The following is a 13,422-nucleotide window of genomic DNA, read 5'->3' as shown; positions in this document are numbered from 1 at the left end:
ACTGCCGGCGGAAACCCGCTGCAGGCCGTTGACGCGGATGTCGGCGATCCTGAAGGGGGAGGCCTGGGCCAGCGTGGCTTTCAGCAACAGGATGGAGAGCAACAGGCGCGGGTAGTTCATCGGGGGTTCCAGACAAGCGGATTCGGAGTGCAGCACGTGCGGGCAACCCGCATGCGGCGGGCGATGAGGATACGGGCGGGCTGTGTACGGCGCGGTTAGCCGAGGGTAAAGATGTGTAAAGTCCGACCGGCCGGCGGTGACAGTGCCCGCCTGCAGGGTGATCATTACGGCCCCTGCAATTGCGATATCTGGCCCTGATGATCCCTGTGCTGCTGGTCGACGACGACCGCGAACTGACTGAAATGCTCTCTCTGTACCTGGCGCGCGAAGGCTTCCAGGCCACGGCCGTGGACACCGGTGAAGAGGGCGAGGCCCAGGCGCTGTCCGGTAACTACCAGGTGGTGGTGCTGGACGTGATGCTGCCCGGTATCTCCGGTATCGAAGTGCTGCGCCGTGTGCGTGCACGCAGCCAGGTGCCGGTGCTGCTGCTGACCGCCCGTGGCGACAACATCGACCGCATTGCCGGCCTTGAACTGGGGGCCGATGACTATGTGCCCAAGCCCAGTTCCCCGGGGGAACTGGTGGCACGTCTGCGGGCAATTCTGCGCCGGGTACAGCCACAGCAGATGGGCGAGGCCAGTGCGCCCGAACAGCTACGCACCGGGGCATTGAAAATGTGGCCGGGCCGACGCGAGGCGCACTGGGGCGACGCTACGCTGGAGCTGACCGGCTCCGAGTTCAGCCTGCTGGAGGCATTGGCCCGTCAGGCTGGCCAGTTGGTCAGCAAGCAGGACCTTTCGCTTAATGCCCTGGGCCGGCCGCTGACCCGTTACGACCGGCGTATCGACGTGCATGTCAGCAGCATTCGGCAAAAACTTGGCCCGCGCGCCGACGGCAGCAGCTGGATCCAGAGCGTGCGTGGCATGGGCTACATGTTGATCGTCGAATGATGCGCCGGCGCCTGTTCTGGAAGCTGTTTCTGGCGTTCTGGCTGGCCAACTGCCTGACCTTCCTGGTGGGGGCGGGCGCTTTCATGCTCAATGACTGGCGTGGCGATACGCCGGCGCTGCGCTCGCTGCTGGCCACCGAACTGCAGCTGTTGCAGCGTTACGGCGAGCAGGCAGGCCGACAGCTGCTTGAGGTATCACCGCAACCGCCCGATGTACAGGTGGGCCTTTACGACAGCCAAGGCCAGTTGCTGGCCGGCAGAGCGGTGCCGGTGGCGCGTTTCGAGCAGGCGTTGAGCGACCGTGAAGGTCGCCCGCTGGTGCTACGTGCTTCGGTGGCCACGGTGCTTGGCGAGCCACCGCGCCCGCGTGGTATGGGCCCGTTGTTTACCGGCACGCTGATGAGTGCACTGTTCGCCTTCCTGTGCAGCTTGTACCTGACTCGCCCGCTGGCCTGGTTACGTGAGGCGATGGGCCAGGTAGCCCAGGGCCGCTTCGATGTGCGGGTAAAGCCCAGGCTCGGTAAGCGCCGCGACGAGATCGTCGAGCTGGCGGAGGACTGCGACCGCATGGCCGGTCAGCTGAAGGCACTGGTGCAGGCGCAGCAGAACCTGCTGCACGATATTTCCCACGAACTGCGTTCACCGCTGACGCGCATGCATGCTGCCATTGGCCTGATGCGCCAGCAGCCCGACCGGCACGACATGCTGGAGCGGGTGGAGCGCGAATCGCGGCGCATGGATGACCTGATCGAGCAGTTGTTGACCTTGGCCCGCGCCCAGGCTCGCCAGGGCGATAGCGACTTTGCCAGCGTGGATGTGGTGGAGCTGCTGGCGCAGATCGTCGAAGACGCCCGCTTCGAGGCCGGCATGAAGCAGTGCCAGGTGTCTTTGCAAGCCCAGGGTGCGTTTCTCATCCACGGTCATGAAGAACTGCTGTACCGGGCGTTCGAGAACATCATCCGCAACGCGGTGCGCTACACCGCAGTTGGTACGGAGGTGTTGGTGGAGGCCGCTATGGCGCCGGGTGGGCAATGGTTTCAGGTCTGTGTCAGCGACCATGGGCCGGGCGTAGATCCGGCGCGCCTGCCGCGGATCTTCGAGCCGTTCGACCGGGGTGCCGACAGCGATGGTGATGGTTTCGGCCTGGGCTTGGCTATCGCCCAGCGGGCCATTGCCCTGCACGGCGGTAGTATCACTGCGCAGGCCGCCGCCACTGGTGGTCTGCGGGTGCGCATCGAACTGCCACAGGCAAGCCCGGCTTGAGCCATTGAGGCCGTAAAGCGGCCTCAATGGCTCAAGCCGTGAGCGTCGGTACGAACATGCCGGTCTTCACATTGCTCATCGAAACCAACGTCTTGAAGCGTTTGACATTGTTGTTTTCGAAGAACAACTCACGGGTCAGCTGGGTGTACTGCTCCATGTGCCGCACCAGCATGATCAGCACGAAATCGCATTCCCCCGCCACGTAGTAGCACTGTTGCACCTGCGGGCAGGCGAGGAAGGTGCGCTTCATCTCGTCCAGCAGGTCCAGCCGCTCGTTCTCCACTTCGACCTCGGTGATTACGGTCAGCGTGTAACCCAGATGCACGGCATCCACCTGTGCCACCGTTCCACGGATCACGCCGTCGGCCGCCATTTTCTTCAAGCGCCGGTTCACCGCTGCCGAGGACAGGTTGACCTGCGTGCCCAGGTCCAACTGCGACGTCCCGGCATTGCGCTGTACGGCCTCGAGCAGGGCCAGATCGAAGTGATCGAGGGGCATGAAGGTATCTCCGTTGCTAAGCAGCGCCAAAGGCTGGAAAAGCGTAATGAAAGTGCATGAAAAGGTCGAAAATCAAGTTTTTCGTACGCTTTCGCCGAATAGAATTCTCCCATGATCAAACAGGGTGCGCTGCCATGGCATGGCACCCAAGGAGAAACGGTTGATGAATACGAGTACCCCGTTGCAATTGGACGGCGCGTTGCTATTGCAGCAAATCAGTGCGCTGGGGCAAGTAGGCGTCGACCCCATTCACGGCGGACGCACTCGGATTGCGCTGACCGATACAGAAAAGGCTGGGCGCGATCTGCTGGTTGAATGGATGCATGAGCTTGATCTCGAGGTGCAGATCGATCGCATCGGCAACATTTTCGGCACGTTGCGCTCAGCTACTGACAGCGGTGCCCAGCGCCCACTGATGATGGGTTCGCACATCGATACCGTCACCAATGCTGGCGCCCTGGATGGCTGCTACGGGGTGCTGGCGGGGCTGGCAGTGATACGTGCTTATCGTGAGGCAGGGCGGCAGCCCGAGCGTTCGATCACCGTTGGCGCCTTTACCAACGAAGAGGGCGTGCGCTACCAGCCAGACATGATGGGCTCGTTGGTATACGCCGGTGGCCTATCGTTGCAGCAGGCCCTGGATACGCTTGGCACCGACGGCACGCGGCTGGGCGACGAATTGGCGCGTATTGGCTATGCCGGCACAATGCAGCCAGGGGCCGTGGTGCCGCACGAATACCTTGAGCTGCACATCGAGCAGGGCCCGATCCTTGAGGCCGAGAACACCCTGATTGGCGTGGTCGAGAACCTGCAAGGCATTTCCTGGCAGCAGGTAGAGGTGCTGGGCCATGCCAACCATGCCGGCACCACACCGACTCACCTGCGCCATGATGCCGGTTTCGTGGCCAGTGCCATCGTTGCCGAACTGCGCGCCATGGCCGTAGATTCTGGCACGACCCTGGCCACCGTCGGCTGCATGCGGTTCGAGCCAAACCTGATCAACGTCATTGCACGCAAGGCGACCTTCACCGTCGACCTGCGCGACCCGGACGAAACCTGCCTGGCTCACGCCGAAAACCGCCTGAGCCAATACCTGGATTCCCTCGCCAAGCGTGAAGGCGTGAGCATCGCTACGGAGCGCCTGGTGCGCTTTGAACCAGTTGCCTTCGATGCCGGCCTGGTCGATGCGATCGAAGCCTCGGCGCGGCGCTTGGGCTTCAGCCACCGACGCATGACCTCTGGTGCCGGGCACGATGCGCAAATGATCGCCCGCATAGCGCCGGCTGCGATGATCTTCGTGCCCAGTCAGGGCGGCATCAGCCACAACCCGCGCGAGTTTACCGCTGACGATCACCTCGTTCAGGGGGCGCAGGTGTTGCTGGATGTCGTGAGCCATCGCCTGGCCCACACCTGATATTCATTGAAAAAACCGCCCACGGCAGTTTGGCTGCAGCGGCATGGGCTTGCTGATACTTGTAGAACGGAGTGCTGCATGTTTGTTTCCAACCCCAAGGCTGGCCGCCAGCCATACCCACAAGCGTTGCGAACTGTGATGAGCATTGCCAAGGCCGAAGAAAGCCGCCAGTGGCTGACCGGTTGGTCGTGCCTGAATGCTGGGGCCACGCCGCTGTACGGTTTGCCTGACCTGGCCGCAGAACTGGGCATAGCCCAGCTGTCGGTCAAGGATGAATCGGTGCGCTCGGTGCTCGGTAGCTTCAAGGCCCTTGGGGCGCCGATCGCCTTGGTTCGGTTGATTCTGCGAACCTTCCCCGAACAGCCTTTCGCGCCCCATGGGTTGCTGGAGGGCCATTATGCTGATCTGCTGGCCGGCTTTACCGTCGTCAGTGCCACTGATGGCAACCATGGCAAAGGCCTGGCGGCAGCAGCACACAGCATAGGCTGTCGCTGCGTGATCGTGCTGCACGCCAATGTCAGCATCGAGCGTGAGCAGGCGATTGCCGCCTACGGCGCACAGATCGTGCGGGTTGCCGGCAACTATGACAAGTCGGTCGAGCACGCCGCCGTGCTGGCGGCGAGCAATGGCTGGACCGTGGTTTCTGATACCTCGTATGAAGGCTATGAGGAGATCCCACGCGACGTGATGCAAGGCTACGCCACCATCGCCGCGGAAATCATCGAAGCCACCGTCGGGCAGCCACCGTTCACTCATGTGTTCCTGCAGGGCGGGGTAGGTGGCTTGGCAGCTGGCATCGTCAGCTACCTGTGGGAACACTTCGGCGAGCAGCGCCCGCTGTTTGTCATGGTCGAACCCGAGCAGGCCGACTGCCTGTACCAAAGTGCGATGCTTGGCAAGCCGGCCAGGGCTGTTGGCTCGGTGGACTCGGTCATGGCCGGCCTGGCCTGTGGCGAGACATCGCCCCTGGCATGGCGCTTCCTGGAGCCGAGCATCGATTGTTTCATGACCATCAGCGACGACGAGGCCGTGGCCGCCATGCGCCGCCTGTCAGCTGGCAGCGTTCGTGACATTCCATTGATCGCGGGTGAGTCAGGTGTCGCCGGGCTGGCTGGGCTGGCCCGCCTGGTCAAGGACTCGGGCGCAGCCGCCAGCCTGGGGGTCGGTAGAAATGCCCGTATTCTCTTCATCAACACCGAAGGTGCCACCGCCCCCGGCGTTTACGCCGAGCTGTTGGGCGAAACGGCCGCCTCGGTGCTGGCGCGCCAGCAGTGCTGGGCCTAACGACCGGATGTTTCAGTGGCCGCCTTTCATCCGCCGTGCCAACAGGTAGATACCCAGGCCAACCAGCGCCGTCGCCGCGCCGATGAACCCGGTGCTGGTCCAGCCCATGCCGGCAGTGATCGCCATGCCGCCCAGCCATGGCCCCAGTGCATTGGCCAGGTTGAACGCCGCATGGTTCGACGCGGCGGCCAGGCTTGGCGCTTCATGAGCAATGTCCATCAGGCGGATCTGCAGCGGTGCGGCCAGGGCGATCATGGTACCCACCAGGCCGATGCCCAGCAGCAGGCTCCACAGTGCCTGGGCGGCGAAGGTGAAGAACAGCAGCACGGCAATCGACCACATCAACACCAGCCCCACCGCGCGGAATTGCAGGCGGTCGAACAGTTTGCCGCCCGCGATGTTGCCGACGATACCGCCAACACCGAACGCCGCCAGGCCGAACGGAATCCACTGCGGCGAGACCTGGGTCACTTGCAGCATGGTCGGCGCCAGGTAGCTGAACACGCAGAACATGCCGGCAAAGCCGATGGAAGCGATGGCCAGCGCCATCCATACCTGCGGGAGGGTAAAGGCCTGCAGTTCCTTGCGTGGGTCGCTGCGTACTTCGTCGTGACGCTGGGGCACGAAACGCCAGACCAGGGCGATGGTGCACAGGGCAATCGCGCCGACCAGCACGAAGGCCGAACGCCAGCCGAAATACTGGCCCAGGAACGTGGCCACCGGGTTGCCGAGCAACATGGCCAGGGTCAGGCCCATCATCACCCGAGCGACGGCACCTGCACGTTGATCTTTGGCCACCATGCTCGAGGCCACCACAGCCGCAATGCCGAAGTAGGCGCCGTGGGGCAGGCCACTGATGAAGCGGAAGGCGACCAGGCCGCCGAACGAGGGGGCGAAGGCCGTGGCCAGGTTGCCCAAGGCATACAGCAGCATCAACAGCAGCAGCATGTGCTTGCGCAGCAGTTTGGCACCGAGAATCGCCAGGGTAGGGGCGCCGACCATCACCCCCAATGCATAGGCGCTGATGGCATGGCCCACCTGTGGCTCGCTCAACTGCAGGTTGCTGGCTATGTCGGGCATCAGGCCCATGATGGCGAATTCGCCGGTGCCGATGGCGAAGCTGCCCAGCGCCATGGCGGCTTCCATCTTGGCGACGGTGCTTTTACTGGCGAGCGGGGGGAGTTCCTGGACTGACATCTGTATCCCTATTGAAACATGCTGAAACGTTCAAGGCGGGATCATAGTCAATCTGTGACTGCAACGTCGAGGACGCTGGACGGCTATTCAGCGTGTCGGGGGCAATCACAGTGTCAGCTTCTTGCTGAACTTTGTCTCCATGACAATGTGCGAAGCAGTGTGGGTCACGCCCTTGATCATGTTGATGCGGGTCAGCTCGGCATTCAGCTCCCCCAGCGTGTGGGTGGTCAGGTGGATGATGAAGTCCATTTCACCCGACACCGCATACACCGCCTGCACCGAGTCCATCTTGCGCAAAGTGGTCATCACGTCGGTGTAGCTCTTGTTGCTGCATGAAGTCATGGTGAAGCAGTTGATCACCTGCTGCAGCTTGTCCTGGTCGATGCGCACGCTGTAGCCGGTGATGACCCCGGCGTTTTCCAAGCGGTTGATGCGCTCCTGCACCGCAGAACGCGACACGCCCAGCTTGCGCGCCAGCGAGGCGGTGGGCTCGCGGGCGTTGGCCTGCAGCAAGGCCAACAGTTGCCGGTCTTTTTCGGTCAGTTTGAACAGCGCGCCGGGTGGGAGGGCGTCCATGGTGGTTCCTGGTGATTGTTCTTAGTGGTTGTACTGCGCGCGGGCTTCCTGGAACTTGTCCATCAGCTTCAGGCCGGCATACACCGTTTGCGCCGCCGCTGGCCCGAACGGCCCGCCGTTCCATTCCAGGCCGTAGGCGTCGAACAGGCGGTAGCGGTCACTTTCGTTACAGACTGCCTCGGCGATTACCCGTGCACCCACGGGTGCGGTGTTCATACCATGGCCCCCAAATGAAGTACAGGCCCACAACCCCGGGCCCAGAGGGCCGATGTGCGGCATCTTGTGGCGGGCGTAACCCATCAGCCCAGACCAGGCCTTGGCGATTTTCAAACCCTGCAGTTGTGGGTACACGCTAAGGATGTCACGGGTCAGCAACTGCCCCAGGCGCTGTTCGTCCTGCAGGTTGCGCGTGGTGATATGGCCACCCCACAGCAGGCGGTCACCCTCGACGATGCGGTAGTAGTCCGAGGCGCGGCGGTTGTCGCCCACTGCGTCTGTAGTACGTACTACATCGCGCAGGCGCTCACCCAGGTGCTCGGTCAGCACCACGTACGTGGCAATCGGCAGAAACGCACGGCGCAACTGGCCAAACTCAGGGCCGCCGTAGCCGCCGCAGCAGTACACCACATCGCCGCAGCTGACCGCCCCCTGGGCGGTGACCACCCGATGGTGGCCGGCCTTGCGTTCCACCCGCAGCATTGGCGATTGTTCGTGTATGCGGCCACCGGCCAGCTCGACCAACTCGGCCAGGCCCAGGCAGTAGTTCAGCGGGTGGAAGTGAAAGCCATGGCTATCACGCAGCCCCTGGAAGTAGCGGTCGGTGTTCAGACGGCTGCGCAGCGCCTGGGTATCGAGGTACTCCATGTCGAAATTGAAGTCGCGGGCCATGCGGTCGCGGGTGCGCTGCAGGTTGTCGGCGTCGTCGTAGCGCACCACGCTGAGTTTGCCGGTGGTTGCCGCGCAGCCTGGCAGTTGGTGGCGGGCGATGGTGTCGCGGACGATATCGACCCCCTCCAGCGACAGCCGGAACAGCGCCGCGGCGGTCTGCTTGCCGCAGCGCCGCTCGATCGCCGACAGCCCTTCGGACCAGCCTTGCAGCACGAAGCCGCCATTGCGCCCGGAGGCGCCCCAGGCCACCCGTGCCGCCTCCAGCAACACCACCGAGCGCCCGCGCATCAGCAGCTCGCGGGCCAGGCTAAGGCCTGCCAGGCCGCCACCGATCACGCACACATCGGCGCGGCTTTCACCTGTCAGTGCCGGGCGCAGGGGGGCAGCGCGCATGGTCCCGGTGTAGTAGTTATTGCTGTAGCTGGACATCGGCTGGGTCATCCTTTTGCTGGGAGCTGTACGTTTTGCGGGCATGAGGGTGCCGCACGCCCTTCAAGGGAAGGGCGCTGGCCTGCGGGTCTGGGGGTTACTGCACTTGCGTGAGGTCGGCGCCGTACCACTTCTCGGACAGCTGTTTCAGCGTACCGTCGGCCTTCATGCCCTCGACCGCCTTGGCCAGTTCGGCGTTGAAGGCGTCGTCGCCCTTGTCGGTGGCGATGGCCAGTGGCTCGTAGTAGGCGGGCTTGCCCTGCACGGGGGTGATCGGGTATCCAGCCTTGATCGCACCCATGACGGTTGGCAGTGCCGACAAGGTGGCATCCAGGCGGGTGCCGTTGCCCATGCGCAGGTCGTCCAGCGGGCCCATGCTGTCGCCATAGGTCTGCACTTCGCCTGGCTCTACGCTGTAGCTGAAGGCTGGCACATCCGCTGCGTCGATTTTCAGCCGGCGGTTGATGTAGTCCTCGGAAGTGGTACCGGCCTCGACGCCGATGGTCTTGCCGTTAAGGTCGGCAGTGTTGCTCCCGGCGGCGTCCTTGTGCACGGCGAAGACGTAGGGGGTGTAGTAGTAGATGGCCGGGAAGTCGAGCACCCGGCCACGCTCGGTGGTGGGGGTCATCGAACCGACCGACAGGTCCCAGCGGCTGGCCCAGCGCCCTGCCGTGATGATGCCGTACTCGGGGGTGACGAAGGCCACTTGGGTGCCCAGGCGTTTGCCGATCTCGTTGGCTACATCGATGTCGAAGCCCTTGAGGGTATTGTCCTCGCCAAGGAACGACTGCGGTGGCCAGTTGGCGGCGGTGGCCACGTTCATGACCTTGCTCTGGTGGATGCGGTCAAGGGTGGCACCGGCCCAGGCGGCGCCGGCTATCAGGGTCAGGCTGCCAGCAACGGCGGTGAGTGCGAACAAGCGTGCGACTGGGTTCATTCGGTAAGTCTCCGGGCATGCAATTGTTGTTGTGGTGTTGGCACAGCGGTAGACACAGGCCTCAATGACTGAGGATCTGCGAGAGGAACTCCCTGGCACGTGCGTGGCGCGGGTTGTCGAAAAACGCATTGGGCTGGCCTTGTTCGATCACCTGGCCCTGGTCCATGAAGATGATGCGGTCGGCCACCCGGCGGGCGAAGCCCATTTCGTGGGTAACGCACAGCATGGTGATGCCGTCCTGGGCCAGCTCGCCCATGACGTCGAGCACTTCCTTGACCATTTCCGGGTCCAGCGCCGAGGTGGGTTCGTCGAACAGCATGATGCGTGGTTTCATGCACAGCGCGCGGGCAATGGCCACGCGTTGTTGCTGGCCACCGGAAAGCTGCCCGGGGAACTTGTCGGCCTGGCTGGCGATGCGCACCCGGTCCAGGTACTCCAGCGCCAGGGCACGGGCCTGGGCCTCGCTGAGCTTGCTGACCAGGCGCGGGCCGAGCATCAGGTTTTCCAGTACGGTCAGGTGCGGGAACAGGTTGAACTGCTGGAACACCATACCCACCTGGCGGCGGATAGCCGCCACGCTGGCTGCGTCGCGGTCCAGCGGGTTGCCGGCGATCAGCACCTGGCCTTTCTGGAAGTCTTCGAGCAGGTTCAGGCAGCGGATCAATGTGGATTTGCCCGAACCGGACGGCCCACAGACCACCACGATTTCGCCACTGGCGATCTCCAGGTCTATGCCCTTGAGCACGTGAAACTCGCCGTACCATTTCTGCAGGCCACGAATCGATATGGCGGCCTGGGCGATACCGGGGGTGAAAGGTTGGTTCATCATGGGGCTCCTCGATCAGCGATGGGCGCGGTCGAAACGTTTTTCCAGGCGCGACTGCACGGCTTCGAGCAGGATCGACAGCACCCAGTACAAGACGGCGGCGGTGATCAACATTTCCAGGTGGCGAAACTCCGCACGGCCCTGGGTGCGGGCGAGGAACATCAGCTCCCACACACCGATCACCGACACCAGCGAGCTGTCCTTGAGCATGGAGATGAACTGGTTGCCGGTGGGCGGGATGATCAACCGCATCGACTGCGGCAGGATTACCCGGGTCATGGCCTGGAAGGGGGTCAGGCCGATCGCCCGCGAAGCTTCCCATTGCCCGCGCGGGATGCTGCTGATACCGGCGCGGAAGATTTCCGTCATGTAGGCGCCGTAGCACAGCGACAACGCCAGGATCCCCGCCGGCACGGCACCGACTACATAGCCGAGCTGGGGGATACCAAGGTAGATCAGGTAGATCTGGATCAGCAGCGGCACGCCGCGAAAGAACGAGGTGTAGAAGCTGGCAATGGCGATGGCGAAGCCGTTGGACGACAGCCGTGCGGTTGCGCCCAGCAGCGCCAGGACGAAGGCGATGGCGATCGAGAGGGTGGACACGTAGACGGTGGTGAACACCCCTTGCGTGATCATGAAACCGACCTTGGTGGCGATGAAGCTGTAGGACAGGTCGAAGGTGTCGAAAAACAGCAGGAACAACAGCAACAGTTCGCACCAGACCGTAATCACCTGGGCCCGCAACGGAAAGCGGCCAAGGATGAACACGTTCAATACCAGGGTCACGGCCAGGGTGCCGGCCACGGCGATGTTGCGCATCAGCGGTGCCTGCAGGTCGAGCACGATCGGGCCCATCAGCCGGGCCAGGCTACCGTCGCCCACGCCGTAGAGCAGGGCGAGGGCGAAGATCACGGCGGCGGCCATACCCATGAATGCCGGGTTGTCGGTCGCGCGCGGTTTGACGATATGGTCTCTGTACATGGGGGCGTGCCTCACGGAGCTGGGCTCGTTTGTTGTTGTGGGGTCATTGTATGGAGGCGAAGCGCAGGCAAGAACCTGGCGAACTGCAGTGATTCTGCTGTTTCCAATTGCATTTGCTTGGGCATGAGCCTGACATATGCAACAGGATGCCTGTCAGATCGTTTGCCCTGTTGCAGGGGTGAGTACGGATGTAGGCTTGGCAAGCGGCGTGAATAAGCGCCATACATTCGGTTCACAAGGACAACTGCGATGTCGGACACCCCGCGTAACCCACTGCTCCTCGACGGGCCGCTCGGTCAAATCGAGCTGTTGATCGACTACCCCGCTGGCGCACCGAAGGGGCTGGTGCTGGTCAGCCACCCGCAACCGCTGCTGGGCGGCAGCCCACGGCATATCGTGCCGCTGACCTTGGCACGGCAGTTATGTGCAGCCGGCTGGCAAGTGGTGCGGCCGAGCTTTCGTGGGGTGGGACAGACGCAAGGGGTGCATGACGAAGGCATCGGCGAAGCGCAGGACTGCATTGCGGTTATTCGTCACTTCAGCCGGGAACTGCCAGAGCTGCCGCTGGCCCTGGTCGGGTTTTCCTTTGGTGCCTACGTGTTCGCGCGTGTGGCTTGTGAGCTTGAAGGGCAGCTGCAGGCGGTGGCATTGCTGGGGCTGCCGGTGGGTGATGTGCCGGGCGGGCGTTATTACGAGCCATTGCCGGTGCCTGCGGATTGCCTGTTGCTGCATGGCGAACAGGATGAAATGGCGCCGCTGGCCAACCTGCTGCAATGGGCAGGCCCTGGCCAACGGGCGGTGTCGGTGTATGCCGGTGCCAACCACTTCTTCAAGGGCTGCCTGGGGCGCGCAGCGGAGCAGGTGATCGCCCATCTGGCCCTGAAAACTGCCGGTTATCGCTCCAGGTAGTGGGTTTGCGCGGCAAAGTCGATGAACCGCTTGCTGGCGAGCGAAAGGTATTCCCCCGAGCGCCAGCACAAGCGGAAACTCATCTGCTGTGCCGGCCGGAAGGGCACACCGACGATGCCTGGCGTGCGCTGTTGCACCGAGCGCAGCAGGGTGGCCACCCCCATGTTGTCCAATGCGGCCTGCACCACAAGCGAGACGAAGTTGCTCTGCAGCGCCACTTGGTAAGTGATGCCATGTTCGGCAAAGAACGCGTCCAGCAGATGGCGTTGCACGAAGGTGCGGTCGAACACCACCATGTCGGTATTACGCAGGTCTTCGGCGGTGAGGAAAGCCTTGCCGGCATAGGGGTGATCGGGGTGCATGCACGCCAGCATCTCGTCGCTGCCCAGCAGGATCGATTCCTTGTCCGGCGGCACACGCCGGGACTCCAGCAGTGCGAGGTCGATTTCCCGCTGCTCCAGCCGATGGCCAATGTCTTCGGCACTGCCTTCGAACACGGTCATGGCAATGCCTGGGTACAACTGGCGGAAGGCGTTCATCAAACCGGGCACGTAGTGCAGGCCGAACATCGGCGGAATACCCAGGCGCACTTCGCCGCGCTTCAGGTCGGCCATGTCGCGCAGTTCTTGTCGGGCAACATCCATCTCGCGCAGGGCCGAGGCAATGCGTGGCAGAAATTGCTCGCCTTCTGCCGTGAGGATCACTTTGCGCGTGGTGCGGTTGAACAGGGTGACGCCCAGTTCTTCTTCCAGCCGGGTAACGGCCATGCTCAGCGCTGGCTGGGCGATGTGCAGGTGCTGCGCGGCCTTGGTGAAGCTGCCTTGCCGGACGATTTCGACACAGCAACGCAATGCCTTGAGGTTCATTGAGGGGTGCTACCTTTCATGCGAGCTGCATTCATAACGAACTGTGATGCTAAGCATCATAACAATATATTTATTATTATTAACCAGAGGGCCTACGATGCGCGCCACTGAGACATCCTGCAACATCTCAGTCACGCAGCTTAATAAATCTGCAATCCCACAAAGATTTTGAGGTAGTACCCCAAATGGCCAAGGCCGCCGATGTCGTTGTGCAATGCCTGGAAAACGAAGGTGTCGAGTATGTATTCGGCATTCCTGGTGAGGAAAACCTCGACCTGCTCGAATCCCTGCGCAAGTCGAAGATCAAGCTGGTACTGACCCGTCACGAGCAGTCTGCAGGTTTC

The 13,422-nt window shown here is 62.9% G+C and carries 14 protein-coding genes and 1 pseudogene; 6 read left to right on the top strand and 9 right to left on the bottom strand.

Going from position 1 to position 13,422, the window contains the following annotated elements; translation table 11 throughout:
• Window positions 1–120, bottom strand: a pseudogene (locus tag APH42_RS30610) (outer membrane assembly protein); the annotation flags it as partial.
• Window positions 121–317: 197 nt separating this feature from the next.
• Between APH42_RS30610 and APH42_RS26635 the strand changes: the two are divergent.
• Window positions 318–1,010, top strand: coding sequence for a response regulator transcription factor (locus APH42_RS26635; RefSeq protein WP_012272212.1), 693 nt, complete (start codon window positions 318–320; stop codon window positions 1,008–1,010).
• Window positions 1,007–2,272, top strand: coding sequence for a HAMP domain-containing sensor histidine kinase (locus tag APH42_RS26630; RefSeq protein WP_060494590.1), 1,266 nt, complete (start codon window positions 1,007–1,009; stop codon window positions 2,270–2,272). Before APH42_RS26635 ends, APH42_RS26630 begins: the two co-directional genes overlap by 4 nt.
• Before the next feature lie 31 nt (window positions 2,273–2,303).
• Here the strand turns inward: APH42_RS26630 and APH42_RS26625 are convergent, their stop codons facing one another.
• On the bottom strand, window positions 2,304–2,771 hold the full coding sequence (locus APH42_RS26625; protein ID WP_012272214.1) for an Lrp/AsnC family transcriptional regulator: 468 nt from the start codon (window positions 2,769–2,771) through the stop codon (window positions 2,304–2,306).
• 163 nt (window positions 2,772–2,934) lie between these two features.
• Between APH42_RS26625 and APH42_RS26620 the strand changes: the two genes are divergently transcribed.
• The gene (locus APH42_RS26620) at window positions 2,935–4,185 is read left to right on the top strand and encodes a Zn-dependent hydrolase (protein ID WP_060494589.1); all 1,251 of its coding nucleotides are present in this window, start codon (window positions 2,935–2,937) and stop codon (window positions 4,183–4,185) included.
• 78 nt (window positions 4,186–4,263) lie between these two features.
• Window positions 4,264–5,469, top strand: a complete 1,206-nt coding sequence (locus APH42_RS26615; RefSeq protein WP_012272216.1) for a diaminopropionate ammonia-lyase — start codon at window positions 4,264–4,266, stop codon at window positions 5,467–5,469.
• Between the two features lie 12 nt (window positions 5,470–5,481).
• Here the strand turns inward: APH42_RS26615 and APH42_RS26610 are convergent, their stop codons facing one another.
• From APH42_RS26610 to APH42_RS26585, 6 genes are all read right to left on the bottom strand, one after another.
• A complete protein-coding gene (locus APH42_RS26610) occupies window positions 5,482–6,666 on the bottom strand; it encodes an MFS transporter (RefSeq protein ID WP_012272217.1) in 1,185 nt (394 codons plus the stop codon).
• A gap of 105 nt (window positions 6,667–6,771) precedes the next feature.
• Window positions 6,772–7,242: an Lrp/AsnC family transcriptional regulator gene (locus APH42_RS26605; protein ID WP_012272218.1), complete on the bottom strand. Its 471-nt coding sequence runs from the start codon at window positions 7,240–7,242 to the stop codon at window positions 6,772–6,774.
• A gap of 21 nt (window positions 7,243–7,263) precedes the next feature.
• A complete protein-coding gene (locus APH42_RS26600) occupies window positions 7,264–8,559 on the bottom strand; it encodes an FAD-binding oxidoreductase (protein WP_060494588.1) in 1,296 nt (431 codons plus the stop codon).
• A 97-nt stretch (window positions 8,560–8,656) separates the two neighbouring features.
• Window positions 8,657–9,496 carry an ABC transporter substrate-binding protein gene (locus APH42_RS26595; RefSeq protein WP_060494587.1) on the bottom strand — a complete coding sequence of 280 codons (840 nt, stop codon included), beginning with the start codon at window positions 9,494–9,496 and terminating at the stop codon, window positions 8,657–8,659.
• A 61-nt stretch (window positions 9,497–9,557) separates the two neighbouring features.
• Complete coding sequence (locus tag APH42_RS26590; RefSeq protein ID WP_081337075.1) at window positions 9,558–10,322, bottom strand: amino acid ABC transporter ATP-binding protein; 765 nt, start codon at window positions 10,320–10,322, stop codon at window positions 9,558–9,560.
• A 15-nt stretch (window positions 10,323–10,337) separates the two neighbouring features.
• Window positions 10,338–11,303 carry an amino acid ABC transporter permease gene (locus tag APH42_RS26585; protein WP_012272222.1) on the bottom strand — a complete coding sequence of 322 codons (966 nt, stop codon included), beginning with the start codon at window positions 11,301–11,303 and terminating at the stop codon, window positions 10,338–10,340.
• A gap of 249 nt (window positions 11,304–11,552) precedes the next feature.
• On the opposite strand from APH42_RS26585, the gene APH42_RS26580 reads away from it, so the two are divergent.
• Window positions 11,553–12,212, top strand: coding sequence for an alpha/beta hydrolase (locus tag APH42_RS26580; protein WP_060494586.1), 660 nt, complete (start codon window positions 11,553–11,555; stop codon window positions 12,210–12,212).
• On the opposite strand, the gene APH42_RS26575 is transcribed toward APH42_RS26580, so the two are convergent.
• Window positions 12,197–13,078 carry a LysR family transcriptional regulator gene (locus APH42_RS26575; protein ID WP_012272224.1) on the bottom strand — a complete coding sequence of 294 codons (882 nt, stop codon included), beginning with the start codon at window positions 13,076–13,078 and terminating at the stop codon, window positions 12,197–12,199. The two genes, APH42_RS26580 and APH42_RS26575, sit on opposite strands and share 16 nt — an antisense overlap.
• A gap of 185 nt (window positions 13,079–13,263) precedes the next feature.
• Here APH42_RS26575 and APH42_RS29605 point away from each other — a divergent pair.
• Window positions 13,264–13,422: thiamine pyrophosphate-binding protein (locus tag APH42_RS29605; protein WP_249225889.1), on the top strand; the 159-nt coding region annotated here is incomplete at its 3' end.

The organism is Pseudomonas sp. NBRC 111140, assembly GCF_001320885.1.
Lineage (GTDB): Bacteria > Pseudomonadota > Gammaproteobacteria > Pseudomonadales > Pseudomonadaceae > Aquipseudomonas > Aquipseudomonas putida_P.
The sequence above is the reverse complement of the archived record's forward strand: the minus strand, read 5'-3'. Positions and strand labels throughout refer to the sequence as shown.

What these genes read in the sequence shown, in the direction of transcription:
- APH42_RS26590 (WP_081337075.1), bottom strand. Translation starts at nt 10,322, where the DNA reads ATGAACCAACCTTTCACCCCCGGTATCGCCCAGGCCGCCATATCGATT.
- APH42_RS26600 (WP_060494588.1), bottom strand. Translation starts at nt 8,559, where the DNA reads ATGTCCAGCTACAGCAATAACTACTACACCGGGACCATGCGCGCTGCC.
- APH42_RS26595 (WP_060494587.1), bottom strand. Translation starts at nt 9,496, where the DNA reads ATGAACCCAGTCGCACGCTTGTTCGCACTCACCGCCGTTGCTGGCAGC.
- APH42_RS26580 (WP_060494586.1), top strand. Translation starts at nt 11,553, where the DNA reads ATGTCGGACACCCCGCGTAACCCACTGCTCCTCGACGGGCCGCTCGGT.
- APH42_RS26575 (WP_012272224.1), bottom strand. Translation starts at nt 13,078, where the DNA reads ATGAACCTCAAGGCATTGCGTTGCTGTGTCGAAATCGTCCGGCAAGGC.
- APH42_RS26615 (WP_012272216.1), top strand. Translation starts at nt 4,264, where the DNA reads ATGTTTGTTTCCAACCCCAAGGCTGGCCGCCAGCCATACCCACAAGCG.
- APH42_RS26620 (WP_060494589.1), top strand. Translation starts at nt 2,935, where the DNA reads ATGAATACGAGTACCCCGTTGCAATTGGACGGCGCGTTGCTATTGCAG.
- APH42_RS26625 (WP_012272214.1), bottom strand. Translation starts at nt 2,771, where the DNA reads ATGCCCCTCGATCACTTCGATCTGGCCCTGCTCGAGGCCGTACAGCGC.
- APH42_RS26610 (WP_012272217.1), bottom strand. Translation starts at nt 6,666, where the DNA reads ATGTCAGTCCAGGAACTCCCCCCGCTCGCCAGTAAAAGCACCGTCGCC.
- APH42_RS26635 (WP_012272212.1), top strand. Translation starts at nt 318, where the DNA reads ATGATCCCTGTGCTGCTGGTCGACGACGACCGCGAACTGACTGAAATG.
- APH42_RS26585 (WP_012272222.1), bottom strand. Translation starts at nt 11,303, where the DNA reads ATGTACAGAGACCATATCGTCAAACCGCGCGCGACCGACAACCCGGCA.
- APH42_RS26630 (WP_060494590.1), top strand. Translation starts at nt 1,007, where the DNA reads ATGATGCGCCGGCGCCTGTTCTGGAAGCTGTTTCTGGCGTTCTGGCTG.
- APH42_RS26605 (WP_012272218.1), bottom strand. Translation starts at nt 7,242, where the DNA reads ATGGACGCCCTCCCACCCGGCGCGCTGTTCAAACTGACCGAAAAAGAC.